The sequence below is a fragment of the Microbacterium sp. genome (assembly GCF_041641055.1).
Taxonomy (GTDB): domain Bacteria; phylum Actinomycetota; class Actinomycetes; order Actinomycetales; family Microbacteriaceae; genus Microbacterium.
In genome coordinates, this window is sequence record NZ_JBEPZB010000035.1 from 1 (window position 1) to 25,365 (window position 25,365).

The following is a 25,365-nucleotide window of genomic DNA, read 5'->3' on the forward strand; positions in this document are numbered from 1 at the left end:
GATCCGTCGCCTCCCACACCTCGCCCATGCCGCCGATCGCAATACGCGACTGCAGCTCGTAGCGACCACCGAACGACACACCCTGCGTCGGTCTCATCTGCCCAGCACCGCCTCTATGACCTTCTTCGCAATCGGAGCGGCGATGGTGTCGCCGGATCCTGACTGCCCTTGTCCACCGCCGTCTTCGACGAGGACCGCTACTGCAACCTCGGGGTCGTTCGCCGGCGCGAAACCGGTGAACCACAACGTGTACGGGTTGTCATCGTTCTCGGTCGTACCGGTCTTCCCGGCCACATCGACCCCGTCTATTCTTGCACCCTGAGCGGCGCCGTTTGAGACGCTCGCGACCATCGACGCCGTGACGTCGTCGGCCACCGTCGCTTCGAGCGCCCGGCCGAACTCGGTGTCCCCGTAGGGCCGGACCACCGAGAGGTCGTTGCCGATGACCGTGTCGATCAGACGGGGGTTCATCACCACGCCGTCGTTCGCGATCCCGGCCGCCACCATGGCGATCTGCAGCGGTGTCGCGGTGACCTGCCCCTGCCCGAATCCGGTGAGCGCGGTCTGGGCGTCATCGAGTGCGCGGGGGTAGCTCGAGGGCGTCGATTCGAGAGGCGTCTCGAAGCTCTGGTTGAAGCCGAACTTCTCCGCCATCTCGCGGATCGCGTCGTCACCGAGCTTCACGGCGAGCTCCGCCATCGGGATGTTGCAGCTCAGCCGGATGGCCTCGGAGATCGTGACGGTGGTGCCACTGCCGCACGTGCCTCCCCAGGCGTTCGCCACGGTGTTCGTGGAGCCGGGCAGCTGGTACCGGGCGGGGTTCGGCAGCGTCGATGAAGGCGTGTAGTCGCCCGACGCGTAGGCCGCGGCCGCGACGACGAGCTTGAAGGTCGAGCCGGGAGGGTTGAGGTCGCCGGCGATCGCACGGTTCGACAGCGGCTTGTTCGGATCCTCGTCGAGCGCGTCGTACGCGGAGTTCGCGGCATCCGCGTCGTGCGTGGCGAGCGAGTTCGTATCAAAGCCGGGGGTCGAGACCATGGCGAGGATGCGGCCGGTCTTCGGCTCGATGGCGACGACCGCGCCGTTGAGTCCCTCCAGGCCCTCGTAGGCCGCGCGCTGCGCGGCGGTGTCGAGAGTCAGCTCGACGCTGAATCCGCGCTGCGGCTGGCCGGAGAGGATGCGCTCGATCTCGGCGAAGAAGGCGCTCGAGCCGGTGCCAGACAGGTCGCCGTTCAACGCCCGCTCGATGCCCGTGGCCGACTGCAGCGCCGGGTTGAAGTAGCCGGTCACCGGCGCCCACATGGCGGCATCCGTGTAGACGCGCTGGAACTGGTAGCGGTCGTCGGAGGGCGTGGACGAGGCGATCGCCACGTCGTCGACGATGATCGAGCCGCGCTGGATCTCGTAGCTGTCGAGCAGGGTGCGCCGGTTGTTGCTGTTCTGGCCGAGGGAATCGGCCTCGACGACCTGGATCCAGCTGGTCGCCGCGAACAGTGAGATGAACATGAACAGCATCACGATGCTGAGTCTGCGGAGTTCCTTCGTCATGTCAGCCGATCACCGCCCTGGGTTGACTGCGGACGCCGTCGGAGATGCGCAGCAGGATCGCCACGATCAGCCAGTTGGCGATGAGGGACGACCCACCGGCGGCGAGGAACGGAGTGGTGAGGCCGGTGAGCGGGATGACCCTGGTCACACCGCCGACCATGATGAACACCTGGAGAGCGATCGTGAACGAGAGGCCCGTCGCGAGCAGCTTGCCGAAGTCGTCCTGCCCGGCGAGACCGATGCGGACGCCACGGCTGACGAACACCATGTAGAGGCTGAGGATCGCGAACAGGCCGATCAGCCCGATCTCCTCGCCGAGGCTGGTGATGATGTAGTCGCTGTGTGCGAGCGGGGTGACCTCGGGGCGACCCTGCCCCCAGCCGGTGCCGAGCAGCCCACCGTGCGCGAGTCCGAACAGTCCCTGCATGGGCTGGAAGCCGGCGCCGTCAGGGTCGACCTTGTCGGGATCGAAGAGGAACAGCCAGTTCGTGAACCGCCCCTGCACGTAGCTGAGGATCTGGGTGGCGACGGCGACGCCGGCCGCGACCAGGGCGAGGCCGATGAGCACCCAGCTGGTCTTGCCGGTGGCCACGTAGAGCATCGCGACGAACATGCCGAAGATCAGGGTTCCGGTGCCGAGGTCGCGCTGGATCACGATGATGCCGAGTGAGATCGCCCAGACGACGAGCACGGGTCCGAGCTCGCGCATCCGCGGCCAGGTGATGCCGAGGAACTTCGTGCCCACCGAGGTGAGGCTCTCGCGGGTGCGCACGAGGTAGCCGGCGAAGAAGATCGCCAGGCAGATCTTCGCGAGCTCTCCCGGCTGGAAGGCGAACATGCCGCCGAGCGACACCCACACCTGCGCGTTCGCGTCGGGGATGCGCAGTCCAGGCACGAACGGCAGGAGCAGCAGCAGGATGCCGGAGAGGCCGAAGATGTATGTGTAGCGGAACAGCACCCGGTAGTTGCGCAGCAGGATGACGACCGCGATCGCACCGGCGAGCGAGATCGCGGTCCACGCGAGCTGCTTCGTCGAGTAGGCGTTCCAGCCGGTGAGCGACTGGGCGATGTCGATGCGATAGATCATCGCGATGCCGAGGCCGGTCAGCAGGGTCGCGATCGGGAGGACGAACGGGTCCGCGTCCGAGGCGACGGCGCGCAGCACGAAGTGCACGGCGAAGGCCAGGACGGCCAGGCCGCCGCCGATCGCCAGGATCATCGGGTCGATGAGTCCGAGTGCGCCGAGCTGCACGAGGGTCAGGGATGCGCCGCTGAGCGCGACGGCGAACAGGAGCAGCCAGAACTCGCGGTTGCGCTGCGTCTGCGGCATCCGCATGCGCTTGAGCGCCTTGATGACGCTGGTGTCGGCCGTGACGTCGGTGCTCATCCGGCGTCCTCCGTGGGTGTCGGGCTCGGCGTGGGCAGCGGCGTCTCGCCGGTCACGCGATCGGCACCGGCCTGCAGACGCGTGACGATCGCCTCGGCGTCGGCGAACGAGCGGGCCGTGATGGTGCGCTCGACGGAATCGCGCTGATACGGCGGAAGGTTGGCGAGCAGGATGTCGGTGTCGCGCAGCGGCGTCGACAGTGTGATCGGGCCGATGTTCTGCTGCACGCCCTGATAGATCACGACGCTGTCCTCGTCGGCACCGACGAAGTAGCGGGTCTGGGTCCAGCTGTAGGCCGCGAAAGCGGCGAACACGAGCATGGCGATGACCACGAGCATCCCGGCGATCCAGCCGATCCGGCGACGCTTGGCACGGCGGCGGTCCTCTTCGATCAGCTCCTCGAGGTACTCGGGTGCCGGCTCGAAGTGGCTGGGCTCGTTCGCGGCCTGGCGCACCGGGTGCAGCCAGTTGCCACGCGGAGCCCGCACCGGGGGGACCGTGACGTTGGCGGGGTTCGATGCCGAGCCGACGATCGTCGCGGTGCCCGAGTGCATGGCGTGCTGGCCGCCGACCTCGACGAGGACGATCGTGACGTTGTCGGGGGCTCCGCCGTCGAGGGCCTGCTTCAGCAGGTTGTCGGCCGTGCGCCCGGGAGCCATTCCCATGCGCATCGCCTTGAGGATGTGCGCCTCGTCGACCACTCCCGAGAGTCCGTCCGAGCACAGCAGCCAGCGGTCGCCCGGCTGGGTGTGCATGACGAACATGTCGAGCTCGGGGTCGGCGTCCATGTCGCTGAGCACGCGCATCAGCACAGAACGACGCGGGTGGTAGCGCGCTTCCTCGGGAGTGATGCGGCCCGAGTCGACGAGCCGCTGCACGAAGGTGTGGTCGGCCGTGATCTGGGTGAGTGCGTCGTCACGGTAGAGATAGATGCGCGAGTCGCCGATGTGGCCGATGACCGCGAAGTCGTCGACCATGATGATCGCGCTGAGCGTGGTGCCGAGGCCGGCGAGCTCCGGACGGTCCTTCGCGGCGCGGATCAGGTCGCCGGCGGCCGTGGTCGCCGCGGCCTGCAGTGAGGCCTGCGCGTCTTCGGTGGACGTGTACGGCTGGTCGAGCGGCTCCATCCGGTGGATCGCGAGGCTCGAGGCCACGTCGCCTCCGGCGTGACCGCCCATGCCGTCGGCGACGACGAAGAGGTTGGCCCCGGAGTATCCGGAATCCTGGTTGTTGGAGCGGACCTTCCCGGTGTGGGAGATCGCGGCGCTCGAGCCTTCGAAGACCATGCCCGGGTCAGGCTCGCAGCTCGAAGGTCGTGGCGCCCACCTTGATCGGAGTGCCGAGAGAGAGGCCGACCGGGCCGCCGGTCACCCGCTGACCGGCGACGAAGGTGCCATTGGTCGAGTCCAGATCCTGGATCGCCCAGCTGTCTCCGCGCAGCAGCAGGCGCGCATGGTGGCTGGACGTGTAGTCGTCGCGGATCACGAGGGCGGACTCGCTCGAGCGCCCGATCGTGAGGGTGTCGGAGCCGAGGGGGAGTTCGAGTCCCGCCTTCGGACCTGACGTGATGACCAGGCGCTTGGCGGTTGCGATGGTCGCGGGGCCGGTGCTCGGCTTCGAGGAGGAGGGGCGGGATGCCGCCGCCGGTGCCGGTGCGGCGCTCGCCGCAGCGCCCTCGGTCGGGAGCTTGCGCACCTTCATGCCGAAGAGGTCGGCTCGCAGCGAGTAGACCACGCCGAACACGAAGAACCAGAGCAGCAGCAGGAAGCCGACGCGCAGCAGCAGGAGGACGAGTTCACTGGGAGTGCTCATGAGAGGGCTCCGAACGCACGGGTCGCGTCGTCGTCACGGGGCCGCGGAGGACGGGACGGAGTGGTGACGGGGACGATGCGGAACACCAGATCGGTGCGTCCGATGGTCAGAGTCGTGTCGGAGGAGAGTGACGCCTCGCGCACCTTCTGACCGTCGACCTTGGTGCCGTTGGTCGAGCCGAGGTCGCGCATCATGGCGCGCTCGCCGTCCCACAGCACCTCGACGTGCTTCCGGCTGGAGCCGGCATCCGCGATGGTGATGTCGGCATCCGTGCCGCGTCCGATGACGGTGCGCGCGCGGGTCAGCGAGTGACGGCGCCCGTCGACGTCGATCACGGCCTGCCAGTTGACCCGGCCCTCGACCGTGCCGGAGCTCACGTGAACGGTGCCGGTGGCGATCTTGTCGTCGGCTTCGAGGCTGATCGACAGCGGGCCGGAGAAGCTGTACCCCTGCGACTTGGCGTGCTTCGTGAGCAGCGCGTGCAGCTCGTCGGTCAGTGCGCCGCCGAGGCCCCGCATCCGCTCGGCGTCGTCGGTGCTGAGTCCCACGACGTAGCTGTTGGGCGTGATGATGCGGTCACGGCTCACCACAGCCGCCTTCGTGTCTGCTTCACGGCGAAGCGCCGAAGCGATCTCCACGGGCTGGATGCCGCTGCGGAAGGTCTTCGCGAAGGCGCTGTTCACAGCGCGCTCGAGACCCTTCTCAAAGCTGTCAAGTAGTCCCACTGGGCTCCTCTGGCATACCGACCGGTACGCACATCGTAGCCAGGTGTGCTGGGTGAACGCCCTCGCGAGGCGGGAAACCGCCGAGAATCCGGGGCGGGAGGGGTGGTGGCGGCTCGGGGTGCGGCCTCCCTTCATTGCTTTCCCGGCGGCGGATGCGGAGGGTGCCGGCCTCGGTTTCTTGGCAGGGCGGAACGCGTGATATCTTTGGGAAGTTGAGTTCTTCGGAGCGAGACGACTCGCGCGAGTGGCGGAATGGTAGACGCGCTGGCTTCAGGTGCCAGTGTCCTTATGGACGTGGGGGTTCAAGTCCCCCCTCGCGCACAGCGAGGCCCTGTTCGTTGATTCAGGGCAATCTGTTCGTAAATTGAAAGAGCCGGTCAGAGATTATTTCTGGCCGGCTCTTCATGTTTGTGGCTGTCATCGACAGCAGGCGGGCTCGCATGTCAACGCCCCGCCGGTGCCCGGTTGCGGCTCTTTCCTCATGCGCTCGCCGCAAATGCAGCGAGTTCGAGGTCCGCTTGATCCGACGGCGTCGTCCGGCACCACTCGCCCACTAGTCGACGGCAGATTCTCCGGTGTCACACCACAGATCCATCAAGATCTCGCCCTGCCTCGACTTGTGTGAACCCACCACTCCGAGTGCGGCGCTCGTGATGTGCAGCGCAAACGTTAACTCCTTCACCGAGGGGGCAAACTCGCTCGAGATCAGCGGGTGGTGGGGTTGAGTATTGATGGCGTCCACGAGACGAGATGCTGTGGGTGCCCGAAAACCTTCGACTCCGCGGACGTCCAAGACCCGCACGTGAGGTGCGTACACCGGGAGGTACTGGGCGATATCCCGCAGAACTCGTTCCCGCCGATCCCAGGCCATGATGTCTCCACCTGATGCCCGTGACGCGTTGATCTCGTTATTCAGGTGCTCATACGTGTCCATCTGACCGTGGAAACGCGGGAGGGTGGCGGCAATGGCGGCCAACCGCAGGACTTCGAAGGTCTGCCAGGCATCTTCGATGGCTGTGGCACTCAGCGACAGGGCTTCCGAGAGGATTGGAGCGAGGAATCGGAAGTGTCGTCGTTCCGGCTCGATAACACCTTCGTAGGTTTCTGCAGCGTCCAGGCAGCGAGCGAAGGTGTCGTGTTGCGTGCGCGTGGTACTGAGACGTCGCCCTGCGAGCAGTTGATTGAGAAGCGCGAAGCGTTGGGAGGCGACGGCAGCGATGCCGGCCGCGTAGAACATGATGCTTCCGGGGACCATTCGCAGGTTCAACAGCATCACTGCTCCCGACCTGCCTGCGGGTACCGCGAATCGTTCGATGTCCGGTTGCCACCACCGGTCCGTGGATTCGTTGCCCCAGTACACCAGCGTTGCGATGAGCGCGGCGGGAAGCCGGGATGCCTCTTCGATCCGATCCAGAAGTTCCGGAAAGTGAGATGTGTCGTGTCGGTCTGCCAGGTGCAGTTCGGGACGAGTGTCGAGCTCTGCAAGAGCGGCATGCAACGTGTCGTGGACGCTGATTGCCGTTGCTCGTCCGGAGAGCTCCCGCTTTGCGGTTTCGACGGCGACAGCGACGGTGAGCGGATGACGTGCCTCTCGTGTCGCGAGCGCGTCCACGGCGTCGGCGAGTATCCCGAAGCTTGTGTCAGCGTCCAGTGGAACGAGAACGCCTTTCTTCAGCGCGCGGAGGTCGCGGGCCTGCTCGGACACTGCTCCGGGTTCAACCCACGTCAGTGTGTATCTAGCGGGGTAGTGTTCGGCGATGGCACGACGCAGCGCCGGGTCATAGGTCGACGACCATCCGGCGACGATGAGTCCGTAGTCTTCCAAGACTCGGCGCAAAAGTTCCGAGACAGCGGGCGCGTAACCGTGAAGTTCGTCTGCGGTGTTCAGCATCGACGTGGGGTTCAGATAGTCACCGTGCAGGTGAATCACGCAGAAGTCGAGCGTGTGTAGCGGTGCCATACCGGCCACGTCCGCGGGGGACGAGATGATGGTGGGCTCGATCCCTTCCCCACGGAGCGCTTGTTCGATGAGGCGGTCGAAGTTGAGTGTGACGACGACCTTGACCACGCCCGCGCGAGCGAGCCGGGCAATGGAGCGATGCGCGAGGGCGGGGAGCTTCCGTTCCGCGTCGATGTCGTCGGGGGAGCGTTCGAAGAAGTCTCGGAGGATGCGCTGGCGTTCGTGGGATGTCGGTGCGATCTGTTCCAGCACGTTCTCATAGGTGGCGTCTCGGGAGAAACGCGTCCTGTACCACGTGTGCGCCGCGTCGCCCGAGACGTCTGGCTCACCGGACACCAGGGCCAGCCTCTCCACGAGTTCGGTGAGCACACCCCACGCGGTCGGGATGCCGCTGGGCGCCGACACACCCGCCCCGATGAGCAATGCGTACGCGCCGGGGTTGGACTTCAAGGAGAAGGCCGTCGTCAGCAGAGAGTCGTGGAGCAGGCGGTCGGTCACACGCTCAGGCTAACGAGCGCGTCGGACATGACACCGGCGATGATTACTTCAGCCCGTCGCAGCAGAAGCGATACTTCTGCCCGCTTCCGCAGCGGCACTGCCGGTACACACCGAGTCTGGTGTCGCGGTCTTCGTCGATCTCGGGGACGGCGAGCGAGCGCGCATCCATGTCCCAGATTGCCTCCCCTGACGTGACGGCGATACTCATGCCGGGCTCTCGCGGGATACCCCACGGTGTTTCCGTGTTGACGTCGTAGCTTGCGGGGGTGGGGAGGACGTGTCCCAACTCGTCTTTCGCGTTGCGGTGATGCGAGGTCAGAGATGACCAGATCCGGATGGGGCCCCGGTCTTTCTTGTGCCGCAGGGCATCGTCGACGAATGTGCCGGCGACCGCAGTCGCCGTCGCCGCTCCGAAGCTGCCGGCCACGAGGTCCGTGGCGAGTGCCGCGGCGATGCCGTACTTGTTGGCGGTCAACGATGCGCCAAGGCGAGAGAGAAAACCGTCCGAGCCTGCGCGCTCGGCCTGCTGGATCAGGGGGCGAAGGAGCGCATCCTCCTGGTCTCGCACATAGGCATCAACGGCAGTCGGATCATCCAGCGGTGTCCCCTGGTATACCTCGTGCAGTTGAGCTCGGAACTCCCCGAAAGCGGCTTCATCATGTACGGCTCGGATCACAGAGGGGGTCAACCCATGGAAGACGGGGAGTCCGGATCGCAGGACCGCTTCGACGACAGATGCGGAGGTTCCCGCAACGCGGCTGATTCCTTGCCGGCAGAGGAACTGTTCGTGCGCGAAAGGCGCGGTGTAGGTCACGCCGTAGCTGTCTGAGAGGGTGAACTCGCGAGCGAAGTAGCGGTAGCCGTGGTCGATGGCGTTGCGAATCCCCGGGGACGGGTCGGGTCCTGGTGCGAACACGAACAACCCGCGCATGTTGTCTTCGGAGGCGATCTCATATGCGGCGAACCGCGCGGCGTAATCGACGGGATCCAGCGTGATGTGGGTCCGAAGGTCGCGCCGCAGACGTTCAATGGTCTGGCGCTGCTGGAGGTATACGGGTTCGGTGGGGACAGGCACGACCAGGCCTGATTCAATCAGTGGCCGCATGCGCATCAGTTGGGGTATCACCGAGTTGAGGAACGCGCGGGTGGTCCGCGTACGGGTCTCCGCGTCATCCTCGGGATGGTGGAAGCCGCGACGAGCGCTCAGCATGTGTTCGTTTCTGTACTGTTCCACCGCGAACCAGTCGGCGATGGGGTCGCGGACAAGCACTTGGCCGCTGTAAAGGAGGCTCGACATGACCATGTCCCCGCCGAGGTGAAGGAAGTTCGCTGATGGCCAGCCTCCGAGGTAGATGGGATACAGGGTGGGGTCTATCTCGGGCGTGAAGCTCGTCGAGAACTCGCGCACTCGCTCACCGAAGGCGTCGATGTCTCTCCCGGAGAGGCGCGAGAAGTCGTGGTCCTCCTTGCCGGTGAGGTACCCCTCGATGACGTCGATGGTCGATAGCATCTGCTCATCATCGCGTGCGTGACCGACGTTCGGCGCGAAGTTCTGTCGGCGGGGATGGGACGATGTGGGCATGAGTGGACCCTCCGGTACGTCACGAGGCGCAGAGGATGCGCCTCTAACGCCTCATCGCACTGTGTGGGAGGGGATTCGGAAACGGGCTCGTTCTCGCGGTACCGCGGCTGGTGCCTTCGACATCGGCGGAGAAGTTCCGACGATGCGTGTCGTGATAGATCCGCTGATCTCGCTGGATGAGGCCACGACTCGGTACGTCGACATCCTTCGCTCCGACGACCCGAACATCACCGTGCTCCGACGATTCGACGACGCGAAGGACCTCCGGAGCGAAGGCGATTACACCGTCATCGAACCACGCGAGCTGAAAACGGAGAACGGGTGGGGTGGCGTCACCGAGATGCGCGACGGGCGAGCGTGGAACCGGGCGATCCCCCATGCCGAGAACAACATTCAGTCGGCGTACAACTGGGCCGCGCACTACGGTCTCGACCCCGAGGAGGCCCGAGCTCGGGACCTCGATGCGCAAGCCGCGATCTCGCTTGACGCGGATCTGTACGTAACTGATAACGCGTTTGCTTTGCACGGCATGCGGATGCGGAGCGCATGTACGGTCGCGGATGCTTTCGCGGTCCTTGGTTTGCATCAGCGCCTACGTAGTCGAATTCTCGTCGGCACGACGCATGCGCGCTTCATCAGCACCTGGATGGCGGAGCATGTTCAGGCGATTGGCATGCTTCCCTCCGTGTCGGCGCAATTCGCGGACGACGACGATGCGCCTCGGCCGAGCGATGAGGCCCTTGCGCTTCTGCGCGCGATGTTGGTTCGCGTGAAGCGCGCTCTCGCGAGTCGTGACCGGCTGTTGGTGTCCAGCTTGCATCCGGACGGGATCCTGGGTTTTGAAGGGCCTGACGAACTCGTCGAACGAACTGTCGTCAGTCTCCAGGGTCTCTTCGATGCGGCCGCCCGCGCGCTCAACTCGGAGTTGCGGGAGCCGTTTCCTCTCACCCGGGTGTCTTTCGCGCAGAAGGACTTCCGTGCAGCGCTTCCCGATCCAGTGCGCGCTCTGCTGGAACAGCGAGAGAACCGGACGCTTCGCGAGCTGATATCGACGCTCCGCAACACGATCCACAACGAGCCGTTCGGTCGCGCAGCCTTCGAAAAGAGCGGCGAAGTCGAGGCACTCGCGACGCTCGAGGGAGAACCAGCGACCCGGTTTCGCGCACTTGCCAAGCAGAGCGGGCAGACGCACCGGTGGACCCTCTTCGAGGATGCGCCGTCGATACCCGGGCGGGAGCTCGAAGTCGTACTTCGCCCAGTCCCGCTCGTCGACGATCTCGTAGTCCTCTCGGGTCAACTGGCGAACGCGCTCATCGCGGCAGCGCCGTGGGCGACCCGGGCGTTCCAACCGTCGACGTCTCCGGATAACTGGTCGACGTATCCGCCGTATGCGGATGCGGTTCGACGCGGGTACGGCCTGGGCCGGTGACGGGAAACCTCGTGACCCTTGCCATTGGCACGACGGCGTAGGTCGCCGTCGCGTCAAAAAGTGTTTCGGCAGAGGCTGACCCGCGAGACAATATCTGTGTGTGCCGATGCCTGTATTGCGTCGCCCTAACTCATCACTTCGTCGATGAGACTCATCAGTAAGTCCGCCTGAGGTTCGCCCCACCCACCCGCGTGGCTCATGGATGCGAGCTTCTCAACCTGGCTGTCGTCGATGACCAGCATCATCCCGCGTTGCGCCTGGTAGGTGTCTCGGCAGCGTTGGATCACCAAGGACCTGTTGGTTACCTTCCGACACAGCAGCAACCCGAACTCACTTCGAACTGGGGAGAACCGCCCCATGAGCTGATCCAGCTCCGGGTTGGCGACGTCGTGCGTATAGTTCTTGCATTCGCCGAGGACGATGGGTGCGCGAAACGTCTGTGAGATCCAACGGAAGATTCCGTCCTGCGCAAGGTTTACCCACCTCACGTCGATGCGCTTTCGGCCCTCATTGATCTCGTGCTCGAGTTCACCCGACAGCAGCGAATGAGAGAACACCTGGTCGAGGATCTCCGTGACTGTCCGTTGATAGGCGGTAGCGGTCTTCTGGCCACCCTTGATCTTTTTCAACGCAGAGACAACGGAGGTGAGGTCGACGTGGACGTCCAGCTTCGGTGTGCCGGACGTGCGCGACGCTTGAGTGCTCGGCAGAATGCTGGACAGCAACACCATCGCGACGTCGTGGTCGTCCCTGAGGATGAGAAGTTCTTCCGGCGAGCAGGTCGATATTCGCTCGAGAAGGCCGGTTGCGTGCAATTCGCGTCGCGCACGGCCGAACTGGATGTTGCCGTATCTGTCGTCCAGGCTGTGCTGGGACGGGAGGATCACCAGGTCCGAAACGAAGCCGGCTGCGTACTCGTTCGCGAAGCTCCGAAAGTACTCATGATTGATGAAGGCATGCACCTTCGAATCTATGGCTCGAGACAGCAACCCGTCTGCGAGATGCTTTGCGGCGTAGTCCGGGGTGAATGCGCGCCCGCCGAGAGCGTCGGGCACGTTCTGCCAGGTGTCGAGGAACCCTTTAGGGAGCAGGCTGGCGTTGTCCCCGAACTGCTCTACAAGGAACCCAGGGGCCGCGGAGCGGTCGAGCCAGGCGGCGGTGATGTCGGCGGTGGCTGATCTCGCTCGGAGTTTGAACGGAGGGAAGACGGTGTCCGCCTCCGCAGCGGCCAGGTAGGCGGTGTGCTGGGGGCCGGTCTCATCGTAGGTAGCAAGCTTCGAGTGGATGAAGTCCTGTGCGTTCGCGTCTCCACCGACTAGTCGGATCACGCTCGTCGGGAAGAGTGGGCTCAGTTCGTCGATGATGGCCGCGCACATGGGCGATTCGAAGTACGACGCGGCGGGGATGATGACCTCGTTGGCTGCGAGGATGGCCACGCGGGTGGCCAGCCTCAATTCGTCCGCGATCTGGTCTGGATTCGCGTTTCGGCTCGCAGCTTTCAGAAAGTGCAGGTCGAAGAAGTGGAGGAACAGCCGTGGTAGTGGGGCCACGGTCTAGGACGCGTGAGCGTACGGCCGCGCTTCGTAGCGCATCTCATTGGCGAGCGTGTCCAGCTCTCCATGCAGTTCCCGCGCGCCCCACGCATGAAGCTCATCGGAGTATGCGGACGGGATGCTGTTGAGGACGTAGACGCGTCGTCCGGACGCGAAGGCGACAGCAATCTCGGCGAACGCGTTTGGGCCGATGTAGTTCGCTTGGTCTTCCTTGTCCACATTGACGACCAGGACTGCGGCCGTCTGCGTGTCCTGGATGCACTCGAAGTGCTTCAAGGAGGCTGCGCGCTTTGCTTCATGCACCTCATGGACGGTGGCGAGTGGGGCGACGGCATCGACGTCGGGTATCAGAGAATCGACGCCGCGCTCATCGAGCGCTTTCTGCACCGCGCGCATGCTTTCCCAGGCGCGCATGGACCCGCAGATGACTAGACGGGCAACGTCAGCACTCGTCGAATTCGCCATTCAACAACCTCCGTTCGAGGCTCGCCAGCTCCGGGAGGTGGAGCGGGAGCAGGGGTGTTACTGTCCCCTCCAGTATGTACGCGGCGAGGACATACGGGCGCAGAATGTGCGTGTCGGGCACAGCTATTGGAAGATCCTCAGGTGCATCACTGAAGTACAGCGGCGTTCCCGCCTGCATGCAACGACCGACCTCGTAACAGGTGGTCTTACCCACGTACCCCGCCGGCGCAACGACGTACACGGCGTCAGCTCGCAGAATTCTATGGAGCGCGATGGACTGGACGCGAGGGTCGTCCCAGTCGGCGGGGTCTGTATCGAACCGGACGAACGGCACCTGTTCGTCGATGACGGCCCCGCCCTGCGGGGTGGTCACCGTCACGCCGGCCTCTGCGAAGATGGTTCTCGCAGCAAGCACCTGCGGATAGTGCTGGCGGAAGCTTCCTACCACCGCCACCGTGGGTTCCTGCATGCCACATCCTCGTCTTCGTGAACGGCTGCGCGGGCCGCCCCATCTCGCTTAGCTGGACAGTAGCAGAGCGAAGGTTCTGAGTCGCCGCAGTCACCCGCGCATCGCGGGCTGTCGCTCGTGGTCGCTCGCGAACGGTACCGCCGACTTAGCCCGTCCAGTTGCCGCAGGGTATGAGGTAACCGGACTCAGCAGAATCGGAGTGCTACCCTTGCAGCCGCTTGGTCGCCTTGCTGTTCGGATGTACCCACCCGTCGTGGAGAAGCTGTTCCGCTGCGTCGTCGGACAGGCCGACGCGCACCTCGTTGAACCATCGGCGCGCAGCCTTCTGCAGGCGCGCGCGAGCAGAGCGATTGAACACGTCGGTGTAATGCACGAGCAGCTCGAAGACAGCCCGCGCGTCGGCGCGACTCATCTGGTTCAGGAGAGTGATGAGGGGGTCGACGAGAGCCGCGGCGGCGATCGCGTCCCGCGGCAAGGTCAGGAAGATCCGCACGGCTACGGAGCGGGCGTCAACGTTCGCTGCCGCTGGAATCGCGGCGGCTGCGTCAGCAACTATCTGAGGATCGATGCCCTGAGATGCGATGGCGCGAAGAGTGTCGGGGCTCTTCCTCACCTCGACCGCGCGTTGCCACAGCCTCGACCTGTCCTCGAGCGGTGCCCGCCGTGCATAGATTTCCCAGACCTCATCGGGAACGGCCGAGTACTCGGAGCCGTCGAGTGCCTCGTTGATGTCTTCAACGCTTGGCGCGGTCGCGATCCAGCTGGACAACAGTTCTGTACCGACATACACAGGCTGCCGCGAGATCTCTGCATAGCTGAGGGCCTTCGCCGGCTGGCCCAGATGATGAAGTCCTTGCTGAGCGAACAGCGTCATGGCGACGGCGGCAGGACCGGTCCGTCGCCCGTCGTGGAGCTTGGCGCGCAGGTCATCAACGATGCGGAGAAGTACTTCTGCGGGCTCCTTCCCCATCCTGGTCATGCCCTGACGGACGATGGACTGGTCGTACTCGTCGGACGTCATGTTGATGAACAGCGCCGCAGTCAGCTCCTGCATCGTATGCGCGATGTTCGGAACGCCGCTCAACGCATGCGCGACGGAGAGCAGCGAATCAAGTCGGGCAGGGGACATCGGGGCGGGGTCGCGGTAAGCGGCCTCGACGAGCCCAACTGTCTTCGTGACGCTGATGCTCTTGTTCTTCGGCAGCAGGCCCGCGAGGACCGAGATGCCTTCGACCACGCCCGATTCGTCATCGATGGCCCGCTTCGCCACGACCCGCAGCAGCGCTTGCAGCGCCGGCAGCACCCGCGCCATGGAGGGGGAGACTCCCTCGGAAACCAACAGCTTCGCGACCTCCGACTTGAACTCTGGTGCAGCCTTCGCGGCGAGAGCCTCGAGCATCTCATCAACGGCGCCGCCTCTGGTGGCCTCCCGGCGAACGTCGGTTTTCAGCACCTCCACGTAGTCGGGAAGCGCCTCGACGTCGGTGATGGCGCGAAGACGGAACGCCAGCGTGAGCCACGTTCGGGTGCCTCCGACTGTCGAAGCGCGGAATCGAAGCAGGGATCGAGCGGTTGCGCCGACGTTCTTTACACTTCTTGTGTCGTCACCGGGAATGTCCGCCGCAAGCAGGCGCTCCGCGAGCTTCTTCGCTGACTGAAGTTCGAGAGTGAAGCTCTGGCCTTCGTCGAGTCGAGTCAGCAGGGCCTCGAGGACCTTCGGGTCAACACGAACCACAGAAATGGCGGTGTCGATGAGCTCGTGGCGCGCCGCGTGCAGAGTGGCTGCGCGCAGGCGCTCGGTCATCGCGTGGATCCCCGGAGCGAGAAGAAGGGGGTTTTGATAGGTGGTGCGCAGCACATCATCGACCCACGGTTGGTCTTTGGTCGACGCGAGTGCGTTCACGTAGCCGAGGATGGCGGCCTCTTCGAGGTGCAGTACGGCATCGGCGACGAGGATCCGATCCCACGAGCTGTTGATCTGGAGAAGAAGCGATTGCCGTTGGGCTTCAGTGAGTTTCGGTAGGAGACTCCCGGACAGCCCGCGCAAGTTCATCGCTTCGGCGCTCGGCTCGCCTTCGATGCTGTTTAGCATCATCTCGACCGCCCGGTGCTGGTCGTTCGGGGACGCCTTCTCGAGTAGCGCGCGCGTCTCGTGGCGGGGGACCTCGGTGGCTGCTTCGACCGCAGCGAACACCGCCGGATCCTCGAACTCCAGCATCCTTTCTCCGGTGCCGAGCTGGATGAGGTCGGCCATCGGTAGAACGACCTGCATGTCCCTGAGCTTCTCCAGGTAGCGCTCCAGTTGCAGCCCCAGAGCGAGCGACACCGCGTTGGTGGGTGAGACCGCGTGCTGGTCTGAGGTGGTCGCATCCTTGGTATCGAGGCCCGTGTGGATGACCGACGAGAAGACTGTGTCGTAGGCCGCTCGTTTCTTCGTATATTGCTCGACCAGCGGGGCGATAGTCTCCCCGGGGTCGGTGTCTACGCGCCTCGCCACGTGTGCGAGAAGGCTCGGGTAGTGCTCGAGATCCCCGTAGAACAGCGGAAACTCCGTCTGCAGGACGGTCAGCACCGCGATCTCGTCTGCTCGTTCCGTCCACGAGTTGCGGAACGAATGCACCATGCGGGCGTTGATCGCGAAGTCGTTCAGGATGACCTTCGTCCGTCTCGGGCTCGTGAGGTGCGGTGGCGAGAGGATGGAGATCACGCGGTCGAGCGCCTCCTGCCCATGCTGAGTGCGCAGCTCACCCCAGACCCCACCCTGCTTATCGGCGATAAGGTCTCGTGCGTACTTTCGGAAGCCTTTTCGTGGTTGTGGGGGGAGGGCGACCTGATACGTGAAGATCTTGTCGAGGTACTCGCCGGCTGTGCTGTAGTACGGACGTCCCGGGCGGTGCGGGACCGTACGAAGCATCTCCTCATCGACCGTCGCTACGACGCTCTCGCGGTCGAACGCGACCACGAAGATGCAGTTGTCTTCGCCGATGAAACGGCGCAAGCCTTCGAGGGTGCTCATGGTCGCCGCCGGGGCGCAACGGTCGAGTTCGTCCACGAGGATGACCTGCGTGGTCTTCGACCGCTTGAGGATCTCAGTAAAGATCTTTCGGAACTGCGTCACATGCGCGGGTCCCGATTCTTCGACGGTGACGGACCATAGTTTGGTGACGACACCGAGGACGACGACGAGAAGTGTCCCGCCGGCCGCGGCGGTCGTCCAGGCGATGAGGGCGGGAACGTACTTCGTCCAGAGGTACTCCCAGCTGAAGTGGTCGGGTGCTCCGGCGCTGACCTGGAACCAGGGCACACCGAACACCACGAACGCCAGCACGAGGACGAGGACGACGTTCAGCACTCTCCGCATCACGGGGTGCGGGATCTCAAGTCCGAGAGGCAGATTGACGGATCGGTTCGCTTGGAACAGGCGCTGTTCGATGTTCTTGGGGCTGTGGGGGACGTGCGGTGCGACGGTGGCGAGGAAGTTGGATTCGAAGGTCTCGTCCGCCATCTGCCAGGCGTCGAAGTCCACGGTGGTGAACCGGGGTTTCGTGTCCACGATGCGCGGATCCAGGAACGGGAGCCTCTTCCTCAGCGTCCGCTTGAACCACGTGACCCGCTTGTACTTGCCGAGCTCTTCCGTTAGGAGACCGAAGAAGGTGGACTTGCCTGAACCCCAAGGCCCGTTGACGGCGATGTTGATGCTCGTGTCGCCAGCCGCAATCAGTTGAGCGACACGCTGGGCGACGATGCGGTGCTGGAACCGGTCGTCGCTGTCGGGTACTGAACCACTCTCATTAGCGCGCAGAGGGGCATTGCTGATGAGATCATCGGCACTCAGCGCAGCGTGCTTGGTCTTCTCGGGTGTCACATCGGCAGCAGCAGCCATCGGGTTCCTCGTGTCGGCGCAGCGATGGTCCGGGATACGAGGATCGGGGACGGTCGCGCGTCAGCTTCGTTAGCGCTCCATGGTGAAGTCGCAGGGAGCGACGTCCGTCACATGTCTGTTCCGGGCCCCCGCCTCATCCTGGCATTCGCTGAGTGCAAGAGGTGCGGGCCGCGTGCCGTGTCGGCCGGTATGTCTCTGCTCGCAACAAAGTGTGTAAGGAAACGCGAGGTGCCTCTCAACTCGTCAACGGGCGGCAGCACTAGGGCTTGCGTGCCCCAATGGTGAGGAGCAGGTTCGAGGTGTCGATCTGCAGGAACTCCTTTGCACGTGCGCGCTGGTCGCCCGTCGCGATGACCGCTGCGACCTTCTCACCACTAGCTGCGGCATAGAAGTCTTGACGTCCATGCGTCGCGAACGGGACCTCTGGCAACGCCGCGCGATAGCCGTCGATGGCGGGCGCTTCAGACCCGTCGTCCGCGACCATGACCTCCGCGGCCTCGACAGCGATCGACGCAATCAGCGGACCAAGGATCTGGTCGACGGTGAGGAGCCCCGGTGCGAGGTTGAGGTAAAGCCGTTACAGTTATTGAAAAGACCCGTTGATCTGGAGAAAAGCGGATCCTGTGGAAGTTTTCGAGGCTTAGCGTGGAATTGCGCTGAAAAGTGGCGGGCAGGATCCCTTGAGGCTCAAGGGATCCGCGAATAACCGAACGCGGCCACAGCGGGTGCGGTGCGGTTTCCCGCACAGTGCGTATGAGAAAGGCCTGAGTTCTTTACGGAGCTCAGGCCTTTTCTCTTGCCTGATGGGTTCTCGAGGACGACGGCACCGCCCCGGTCTGGCGTCAGTCCGGAGCATCCCACATCGTGTAGGTGATGACGCCGAGCGGAAGCTCTCCGATCGGCTTCACCAGCTCGCTCTCCATACCGACGATACGGCCGGTGTCGATGGAGACGAACATGGTCTCCACTCGCTCCGGGATGACCGACGACACCTGGATTCCGATGACGCCTCGTCCGAGGCGGTCCTCGGTCTCGCCGAGGACGGTGAGACCGCCGGCATCGACGAGCAGGTCGAGCAGCACGGCATGCTGCTCGTCACTGAGCGTCCAGTACCCCATCAATCCGGTGACCGCGGCGAACAGTTCGCCGGACGACGACTCGGGGGTCGCGCCGAACGCGACCAGTGCCTTCGTCAGCGCTGTCGGCGAGGCACCGGAGAGGTTCAGGGCGTCCGGGGGGAGGGCGAACTCGTCGGCGGGGGTGACGACCCTGTCGATCAACTCCCCGGGCTCGTACGGGCTCGGTCCGACCCCCTCCGGCAGCTCATCGTCCAGCCAGTACGAGTCGCCGGCGACGATGGTCGTGGTCGACGGTTCACCAGGAGCCCAGGTGAAGGTCACGACCTGCGGGACGATCTCGACGTCGCCGGTCGCCATCTCGGCGTCCCACCCCCATCCGACGGATCGCGTGCCCGGGGACTGGGAGACGTCCGGGGATGCGGCGAGTGCGACGTGGGCGTCGCGGATCACGTCCTCCACCGACCCCGCTGCGGTGTACTGCAGAGGCGGCGGCGCGAGGGCCACAGCCTGCTGGGACGGGGCGAGGACGTTCACGACGACGAGCACGGCGACGACGGCTGCCGCGGCGGCGGTCGTCACAGCCGCCCAGCGGAGTCGGCGGCGCGACGCTCGAGACGCCGGCTTCCACGTGCCTCGGATGATCCCCTCACGGATCGCGATCGCCGTGGCGCCGAGACGCGAGTCGCTGTCGGGTGGAACAGGAGCTGCCGCTCGGAAGAGGCGGTCGAGTTCGTCGTCGGAGATGTTCATTCCGCACCCCCTTCGAGCTGGGTGCGGAGTTTCGTCCGCGCTCGAGTCAGGGTCGTCCACACCGCGTTCTGTGTGGTGCGCAGCACCTCGGCGACCTCGCCCGCGCTCAGATCGTCCCAGTAGGTCAGGACGACCACCTGACGTTCGCGGGCGCTCAACGCCGCCACCGCTCTCCGCAGCGCCACCGCCTCCATCGGATCCAGCGGCTCTGCCGGGTTCTCCAATCCGCGCACCAGTGCGTCGAGTGCGCGCTCGCGAGATCGCGATCGGCGGGTGCGATCCCGGAGTTTGTTGTTCGCGGTGCGCAGGAACCAGGACAGGGGCATGGGTCGGGCGGGATCGAGCTTTCGCCAGGCGATCAGGAACACCTCTGCGGTGAGCTCATCCACTTCGTCGGCGTTGTCGATGAAACAGCTCAGGTGCCGTCGTACGCGCGGCCAGTTCGCGTCGAACAGCTGTCGATAGACGGCCTCCTTGTGGTGCGGAGCTCGCGACGCGGAGTCGACCCGCGCTGTCCGCGGCGCGGTACCCGAGGTGGGGCCGGAGGGTGACGACGGTGCGTCGTAGGCGAACGCGGCAGCGAACCTGTACTGGAACATCCCCCTCGCTCACCCCACTCCGTCGATCACCAGGCTAATCGGGGTCGCCTAGAACACGCACCGCAGGGTGGCGACGGCGCCCACGACGCTCGCCGACCCTCCGGCGGGAGCAGAGGCGAGGACCGTTCCGGCAGCGGTGCGGGCCTGGACCGTGCCCGACGCGCGGGCGTTCGCGATCGAGCCCACCTTGCTCAACGCTGCGGTTCTCACCGTCGTGCAGGTGCTCCAGCTGAGCTTCGACCCGCTGAGGGAGGGCCCAGAATAGGCGCAGAACTGACCGGACGCGCAGGTCCCTACCGCCGCCCGGCCGAACGGTCGCGGGACGGACAGTGTCATCCCCAGGCTCGGCCAGACCACCGTGTACGCATCGACGACGGTGCCCCCCGGGACCGCGCTGACGGCGTACTCGACATCCGGATGCCGGGGCTCGGCGGCCGCCGCGGGAGCAGTCACTCCCAGGAGCAGGAGGACTGCGGCGAGGGTGACGAGGAGCGGCTTCTTCATGGACGTCGATTCGGGTGATCTCAGGCGTGGACTCTCCAGTCTCGGCGTCGTGGTCGGGACGCCGACCTGCTCCTCGGTCGCCTCTTCGCTTCAGCGACGCGTTCCTTGCAGACTTCTTTCGGCAGCCCGCTCATTTGTCATCCGACGCTCTTCGTGATGATGTGATCCAGTGAGACCGCCAGCTTCCCCCCAGAGCGACCCGACCACCGAGCCCCCGTCGTCGGCCCGACCACGTCGCCGTCGCCGGCGCGTGATCGGCTGGATCAGCGCGCTGATCGTCGTCGCTCTCGTCGCGGTCGGTGCGGTGGTCTACGCGCAGCTGCAGGGCAACATCCAGACCGCCCCGCTGCGTCCAGGGACGGAGGAGCCGGCGCTCGCGACGGGAGACCTCAACATCCTCCTCCTCGGCTCCGACTCGCGGGCGCTCGCATCGGACGGCTTCGGAGAGGATGACGGCAGCGAACGCAGCGACGCCATGGTGCTCGCTCACATCTCCAGCGACAGCACCCGGATAGACGCCGTGCAGTTGCCGCGCGACACGGTGGGAGACCTTCCCGCGTGCGAGGACACCGGGAGCGGCTCGTTCGAGGGCGGCTGGGCGATGCTGAACTCCGCGCTGCAGTACGGACCCGCTTGCTCGGTCGCCGCTGTCGAACAGCTCACGGGGGTGCCGATCGATCACTTCGTGCAGATGGACTTCGAGGGGTTCATCGGGATGGTCGACGCCATGGGCGGCATCGACGTCTGTCTTCCCGAGCCGCTGCAGGACGGCCACGCACGCCTCGACCTGCCCGCCGGGGCGCAGTCGATCAACGGCGACCAGGCGCTCGCGCTGGCACGGACCCGCCACGCACTCGCCGAGGAGAGCGACATCGCGCGCCTCGGCCACCAGCAGATGGTGCTCTCGGCGATCGTGCAGAAGGCCACCAAGTCCGATGTGCTCGTCCGGCCCGACCGGCTCTATGCCTTCCTCGACGCGGTGACGTCATCGATGACCGTCGACCCCGGACTGGGTGCGCTGACCGACCTCGCAGGTCTCGCCGCACGGGTCGCGAACGTCCCGATGAGCAGCGTCACCTTCCTGACCATGCCCGCCACGGAGGCTCCGGAGGACCCGAACCGGGTCGTTCCCACCGCGGATGCCGACGTCATCTTCCGCGCGCTCATCGACGATGCCCCGATCGTGCTCGCGACCGACGAGGCCGAGCCGGACGTCACGGTGCGCACCGCACCCGTGCAGATCCTCAACGGCGCGGGTGTGAGCGGTCTCGCCTCGCGGGTCTCCGAAGACGCCACGGGATACGGCTACGTCGTCGCCGGCATCGCGAACGCCGACCCGGCCGCCGCCACGGTGATCACCGCCGCCGACACCCCGGAGGCGCAGCAGACAGCGCAGGCGCTCGCCGCAGAGCTGGGCATCGCCGTGACCGTCCAGACCGGAGACGTCGACGGCGTGCAGCTCCTCCTCGGTGCCGACTACACCGAGCTGACGTCACAGCCCCGGGCGACGCCGCCCCCGTCGCGGCCGGTCGACGCGGTCAGCCGCAGCGCTGACACCGACCTCTGCACGGGGTGATCCATCGCGACTCGTCAGAGGTCGGCTGTGGTAGTTCGCCGGGACCGCATGGCATCCGGACGCGAGCCGTGCGAGCATCATTCCATGCAGAGAAGTGCGCGCACGCTCGTGGGGCTGGCCGGCCTGGTCGCGATCGTGACTGCGGGTGTGGGCTGTAGTGCTGACATGACACCCGCGCCGACGCAGGATCCCGTGCCGTCACTCGCTGCAGAGTCTCCATCACCGGCAGCGATTGGTTCGCGAACCAAGGTGGAGTCGCAGAATCGCTACACAGAGGCGGTAGCGAACTTCCCTTATGCGCTGCCTTCAGGCTTCACCTTCCCGACAGAAGTGCCTTCCGTCGGCATGTCCCAAGAGGCGCTCTACGGAGCCGCACCGGCCTACCACTATTGGGCGTGCGCGACCACGCTGGCAGCCTGGGGCCGAGCTGACGACGGCGACATAGCCGGTGCCGATGCTTTAATCCTGACGGTCGATCAAGCGGAAGACGCGTACCCCGACTACTTCTCCCAATGGGAGCCGCCACGGAGTATCCATTGGGACAACCAGAATGAGCGCACAGCCGGAGAGAGCGGCCTCTGCAGCGCCTGGTTGCAACGGCTATCTGGTCCCGAGTGAGCCCGCCCGCAAGGTCACCCGTGACTGCCAGACATGACGAATTCGCGATTCTTGACGATGAACTGTTCCGGCTCTCGGGTCGCCCCGACGATCGTTTGCGGCGGGTAGTTCAGCAGCTGTTCACGTGACGACGGCGGCGGCGACGCCGTACCTTGGCGACATGGTCGAAGCGCTCGTGGCGGTAGCCGTGGTGGTGAGTCTCTTCATCAGTGCCATCGTGTGGAGACTCGGCAAAGCTCGACGCGAGCGAACCTTCCAGCGCGGCGATACCGCGAGAGCCGGCCGAGCCGCGGAGATCGACGGCGACGAAGCAGCGCGGCGGGCGCTCGACCGAACAGCCTGGTCGAGGATGTACGGTCCCTGATCGCCCTCTGCGATCCGACAGCCCGTCATCCTGGTGGACCACAGCCGAACGATCAGTCGTCGGCGAGGAGCTTTCCCTCGTCCGTGAGACGCAGCTGCTTGCCCTCGCTGACGGCCTGTGCACCGTGGTTCAACTCGGGATCGACGATCGACGCGCCATTGCCGAGTGCGTCGATCTCGCGCTGCACGGCATCCCGCACCTCCTGAGTCGGATGCCCGCTGAAGTCGTGCGACACCTTCTCGATGACGGCCTGCAGCTCTCGAATCTGAGCACGCACCTCGCGCTCGAGGTCCGGGTTGGTTTCGGAAGTCATGACGAGAGAGTAGCGAGTGCAGGGGACACCGCTCCGGTGGATCGGCTGAGAGCCGCACCCCTCGACGGCCTCTGGCAGTCTGACGGCGGGCAGACTGGAGGGGACTTCTTCCCGAGATCTCAGGAGACCCCATGTCGGAACAGCCTCGTCGCGCCCCCAGCCAAGCAGTGCTCGCCGTGCAGGAGGTCGAGCAGGTCAGCCCGGAGCTGGTGCGGATCACGGCGGGTGGCGAGGGCTACGAGGCGTTCACCGACAACGTCTACACGGACAAGTACGTGAAGATCCTCTTCGCGGATCCCCGCCACGGTCTCACCCCTCCGTACGACCTGGCGCGACTCCGCGAGGAGACCCCGGAGAAGCTGCCGACCCGGCGCACCTACACCGTGCGCTCATCGGATGCCGCGCAGCGCCGACTCGTCATCGACTTCGTCGTGCACGGCGACGAGGGCGTCGCAGGGCCCTGGGCGCGGAGTGCTCAGGTCGGCGACACCCTCGTGCTCAGCGGCGCCGGTGGCGGGTACCGACCGGACGCCGAGATGCCGTGGCATCTGCTCATCGGCGATCACACCGCGCTCCCTGCGATCTCCTCCGCGATCGAGGCGATGGAACCGGATGCCGTCGGCCACGTCATCCTGTCCGTCGCCGACCCCGCCGACCGCATCCTGCCCGCCGTGCCCTCGGGGGTCCGCCTGGTCTGGGCCCGCGACGACGACGAACTGCTGGCGGCGCTCGCGGCGCTGGCCTGGCACGACGGGCATCCTGCCGTGTTCGCGCACGGTGAGCGCGGAACGATCAAGGCGGTCCGCGCTCACCTCAAGGAGCGCGAGGTCCCCCGCGACCGCCTGTCGATCTCGGCCTACTGGGCCCGCGGACGTGCCGAGGACCAGTTCCAGGCCGAGAAGCGCGAGCCCATCGGGCAGATCGAGTAGCGCGGCTCGCGCCGGAATCCTCCCCGCCCTCGGGCCCGGTGTCAACCGCCCTGCGCTCGCGGTCGATCCGACCGATCATGATCATTCGGATCGAACACTGGAGGGCACCATGTCGAACATCGACGCTTTCGCCAACAGCCTGCCGCCGGAGATGCCCGGCATCCCGCATCGGGATGACATCACGGACGGGACGTTCCCCACCGACACGGCGCGGCAGGACACCGAGGTCGAGACGGAGTCGGAGCGGAGCGACACCGATGTCGACCTCGCTGACCGCCCCGAGGACCGCGAGGGCGGTGCGGCATGACCGGCGAACAGAGCGGCGACCGGGATGCGGGCGGCTCGACGCCGTCTGAAGAGGGACTCGAAGCCCTGATCGACGACCGGAACGCCGACGACCCCGACCAGGTCGGGGAGACCCCGGCCGGCAATGCGGGTGCGGACTCGGGTGGGGCAGGGCCCGTGCGGGTGGATCCGGAGTCGGAGTCGACGATCCAGGACGAGTCGATCCACAACGACGAGCCCGGTGTGGGCACGCGGCGCTCGGAAGACTGAGTACCGTCGGTCGCGGTGCCGCCCGCACGGGTCGCGCCGGGGACCTTCCTCGGTGACCGTCCGCGTCGTAGGATTCTGCGGATGAGCGACGCACTGGATGACGGCCCCTTCTTCCACGGCACCAAGGCAGACCTGCGACCGGGCGACTTGCTGACGGCCGGATTCCCCTCGAACTACCGCCAGGAGATCGTGATGAATCACATCTACTTCACCGCACTGCCCGATGGTGCGGGGCTGGCTGCCGAGCTGGCGCCCGGTGATCGCGAGCCGCGGGTGTACGAGGTCGAGCCGGTCGGCGAGTTCGAGAACGACCCGAACGTCACCGACAAGAAGTTCCCGGGGAATCCGACCCGGTCCTACCGCAGCAGCTCGCCTCTGCGGGTGGTGCGGGAGGTACTCGACTGGACTCGACTCTCGCCCGACGCGCTCGCCGCATGGCGGGAGCGACTCGCGGCGCTCCATGCCGACGACCGCGCGGAGATCATCAACTGAATCCTGCGTCTGCCGGGGCGGTCCGAAAGCAGGAGGACCGTCCGAGATCAGGACGAACGGCGGCATTTCGTCCTGATTTCGCGCGGTTGTCCTGCATTCGGACCGTACGCAGGATGACCGCGCGGAGATCGTCAACTGAATCCGTCGTCCGCGGGGGCGGTCTGAACGCAGGAGGACCGCCCGAAATCCGGACGATAAGCGGGATTTCGTCCTGCATTCGCGCGGTTGTCCTGCGTTCGCGGGGGGGGGGGGGGGGCGGTCCGGGCGGGTGTCCC

Annotated in this window: 23 protein-coding genes, 1 tRNA gene and 1 pseudogene; 9 read left to right on the forward strand and 16 right to left on the reverse strand. The window is 65.6% G+C overall.

Annotation, left to right across the window (positions count from 1 at the left end):
* Positions 1–93 precede the first annotated feature (93 nt).
* From ACESK8_RS15875 to ACESK8_RS15895, 5 genes are read right to left on the reverse strand one after another with little or no spacing between them, the layout of a single operon-like run.
* Entirely contained in the window at positions 94–1,548 is a 1,455-nt protein-coding gene (locus ACESK8_RS15875; protein ID WP_372969491.1) for a peptidoglycan D,D-transpeptidase FtsI family protein, read from the reverse strand.
* Between the two features lies 1 nt (position 1,549).
* Positions 1,550–2,935 carry an FtsW/RodA/SpoVE family cell cycle protein gene (locus ACESK8_RS15880; RefSeq protein ID WP_372969492.1) on the reverse strand — a complete coding sequence of 462 codons (1,386 nt, stop codon included), beginning with the start codon at positions 2,933–2,935 and terminating at the stop codon, positions 1,550–1,552.
* Positions 2,932–4,221, reverse strand: coding sequence for a PP2C family serine/threonine-protein phosphatase (locus ACESK8_RS15885; RefSeq protein ID WP_372969493.1), 1,290 nt, complete (start codon positions 4,219–4,221; stop codon positions 2,932–2,934). The genes ACESK8_RS15880 and ACESK8_RS15885 overlap by 4 nt, the downstream gene beginning before the upstream one ends.
* Positions 4,222–4,228: 7 nt before the next feature.
* Complete coding sequence (locus tag ACESK8_RS15890) at positions 4,229–4,747, reverse strand: FHA domain-containing protein (RefSeq protein WP_372969494.1); 519 nt, start codon at positions 4,745–4,747, stop codon at positions 4,229–4,231.
* Positions 4,744–5,472: an FhaA domain-containing protein gene (locus ACESK8_RS15895; RefSeq protein WP_372969495.1), complete on the reverse strand. Its 729-nt coding sequence runs from the start codon at positions 5,470–5,472 to the stop codon at positions 4,744–4,746. Before ACESK8_RS15895 ends, ACESK8_RS15890 begins: the two co-directional genes overlap by 4 nt.
* A 238-nt stretch (positions 5,473–5,710) precedes the next feature.
* Between ACESK8_RS15895 and ACESK8_RS15900 the strand changes: the two genes are divergently transcribed.
* Positions 5,711–5,793 (forward strand) — tRNA-Leu (locus tag ACESK8_RS15900).
* Between the two features lie 232 nt (positions 5,794–6,025).
* Here the strand turns inward: ACESK8_RS15900 and ACESK8_RS15905 are convergent.
* Positions 6,026–7,930, reverse strand: a complete 1,905-nt coding sequence (locus ACESK8_RS15905) for an SIR2 family protein (protein WP_372969496.1) — start codon at positions 7,928–7,930, stop codon at positions 6,026–6,028.
* A gap of 43 nt (positions 7,931–7,973) precedes the next feature.
* Entirely contained in the window at positions 7,974–9,512 is a 1,539-nt protein-coding gene (locus ACESK8_RS15910; RefSeq protein WP_372969497.1) for a hypothetical protein, read from the reverse strand.
* Between the two features lie 151 nt (positions 9,513–9,663).
* Here ACESK8_RS15910 and ACESK8_RS15915 point away from each other — a divergent pair, with 151 nt between their 5' ends.
* Positions 9,664–10,941 (forward strand): hypothetical protein, encoded by a 1,278-nt coding sequence (locus ACESK8_RS15915; RefSeq protein ID WP_372969498.1) that lies wholly within the window; start codon positions 9,664–9,666, stop codon positions 10,939–10,941.
* Between the two features lie 125 nt (positions 10,942–11,066).
* On the opposite strand, the gene ACESK8_RS15920 is transcribed toward ACESK8_RS15915, so the two are convergent.
* The 8 genes and pseudogenes from ACESK8_RS15920 to ACESK8_RS15955 form a co-directional block, all read right to left on the reverse strand.
* A complete protein-coding gene (locus tag ACESK8_RS15920) occupies positions 11,067–12,377 on the reverse strand; it encodes a hypothetical protein (RefSeq protein WP_372969499.1) in 1,311 nt (436 codons plus the stop codon).
* Positions 12,378–12,494: 117 nt separating this feature from the next.
* Complete coding sequence (locus tag ACESK8_RS15925) at positions 12,495–12,959, reverse strand: hypothetical protein (protein WP_372969500.1); 465 nt, start codon at positions 12,957–12,959, stop codon at positions 12,495–12,497.
* The gene (locus ACESK8_RS15930; RefSeq protein WP_372969501.1) at positions 12,937–13,428 is read right to left on the reverse strand and encodes a hypothetical protein; all 492 of its coding nucleotides are present in this window, start codon (positions 13,426–13,428) and stop codon (positions 12,937–12,939) included. The genes ACESK8_RS15925 and ACESK8_RS15930 overlap by 23 nt, the downstream gene beginning before the upstream one ends.
* Before the next feature lie 202 nt (positions 13,429–13,630).
* Positions 13,631–17,311 (reverse strand): P-loop NTPase fold protein, encoded by a 3,681-nt coding sequence (locus ACESK8_RS15935; RefSeq protein ID WP_372969502.1) that lies wholly within the window; start codon positions 17,309–17,311, stop codon positions 13,631–13,633.
* A 259-nt stretch (positions 17,312–17,570) separates the two neighbouring features.
* A pseudogene (locus ACESK8_RS15940) lies at positions 17,571–17,870 on the reverse strand (RbsD or FucU transport); the annotation flags it as partial.
* 283 nt (positions 17,871–18,153) lie between these two features.
* The gene (locus tag ACESK8_RS15945; protein WP_372969503.1) at positions 18,154–19,140 is read right to left on the reverse strand and encodes a hypothetical protein; all 987 of its coding nucleotides are present in this window, start codon (positions 19,138–19,140) and stop codon (positions 18,154–18,156) included.
* Positions 19,137–19,739 (reverse strand): RNA polymerase sigma factor, encoded by a 603-nt coding sequence (locus ACESK8_RS15950; protein WP_372969504.1) that lies wholly within the window; start codon positions 19,737–19,739, stop codon positions 19,137–19,139. Before ACESK8_RS15950 ends, ACESK8_RS15945 begins: the two co-directional genes overlap by 4 nt.
* Positions 19,740–19,787: 48 nt before the next feature.
* The gene (locus ACESK8_RS15955) at positions 19,788–20,243 is read right to left on the reverse strand and encodes a peptidase inhibitor family I36 protein (protein WP_372969505.1); all 456 of its coding nucleotides are present in this window, start codon (positions 20,241–20,243) and stop codon (positions 19,788–19,790) included.
* A gap of 250 nt (positions 20,244–20,493) precedes the next feature.
* Here ACESK8_RS15955 and ACESK8_RS15960 point away from each other — a divergent pair, with 250 nt between their 5' ends.
* The 3 genes from ACESK8_RS15960 (at position 20,494) to ACESK8_RS15970 (ending at position 22,801) form a co-directional block, all read left to right on the forward strand.
* Positions 20,494–21,819: an LCP family protein gene (locus ACESK8_RS15960; protein ID WP_372969506.1), complete on the forward strand. Its 1,326-nt coding sequence runs from the start codon at positions 20,494–20,496 to the stop codon at positions 21,817–21,819.
* A gap of 84 nt (positions 21,820–21,903) precedes the next feature.
* Positions 21,904–22,437, forward strand: a complete 534-nt coding sequence (locus tag ACESK8_RS15965) for a hypothetical protein (protein ID WP_372969507.1) — start codon at positions 21,904–21,906, stop codon at positions 22,435–22,437.
* A gap of 160 nt (positions 22,438–22,597) precedes the next feature.
* Positions 22,598–22,801, forward strand: a complete 204-nt coding sequence (locus ACESK8_RS15970; RefSeq protein WP_372969508.1) for a hypothetical protein — start codon at positions 22,598–22,600, stop codon at positions 22,799–22,801.
* Positions 22,802–22,853: 52 nt separating this feature from the next.
* Here the strand turns inward: ACESK8_RS15970 and ACESK8_RS15975 are convergent, their stop codons facing one another.
* Positions 22,854–23,114, reverse strand: a complete 261-nt coding sequence (locus tag ACESK8_RS15975; protein ID WP_372969509.1) for a hypothetical protein — start codon at positions 23,112–23,114, stop codon at positions 22,854–22,856.
* A gap of 131 nt (positions 23,115–23,245) precedes the next feature.
* Here ACESK8_RS15975 and ACESK8_RS15980 point away from each other — a divergent pair, with 131 nt between their 5' ends.
* The 4 genes from ACESK8_RS15980 (at position 23,246) to arr (ending at position 25,090) form a co-directional block, all read left to right on the forward strand.
* On the forward strand, positions 23,246–24,043 hold the full coding sequence (locus ACESK8_RS15980; RefSeq protein ID WP_372969510.1) for a siderophore-interacting protein: 798 nt from the start codon (positions 23,246–23,248) through the stop codon (positions 24,041–24,043).
* Between the two features lie 109 nt (positions 24,044–24,152).
* Positions 24,153–24,350 carry a hypothetical protein gene (locus tag ACESK8_RS15985; RefSeq protein ID WP_372969512.1) on the forward strand — a complete coding sequence of 66 codons (198 nt, stop codon included), beginning with the start codon at positions 24,153–24,155 and terminating at the stop codon, positions 24,348–24,350.
* Positions 24,347–24,598 (forward strand): hypothetical protein, encoded by a 252-nt coding sequence (locus ACESK8_RS15990; protein WP_372969513.1) that lies wholly within the window; start codon positions 24,347–24,349, stop codon positions 24,596–24,598. Before ACESK8_RS15985 ends, ACESK8_RS15990 begins: the two co-directional genes overlap by 4 nt.
* Positions 24,599–24,679: 81 nt before the next feature.
* Entirely contained in the window at positions 24,680–25,090 is a 411-nt protein-coding gene (arr, locus tag ACESK8_RS15995; RefSeq protein ID WP_372969514.1) for an NAD(+)--rifampin ADP-ribosyltransferase, read from the forward strand.
* Positions 25,091–25,365 lie beyond the last annotated feature (275 nt).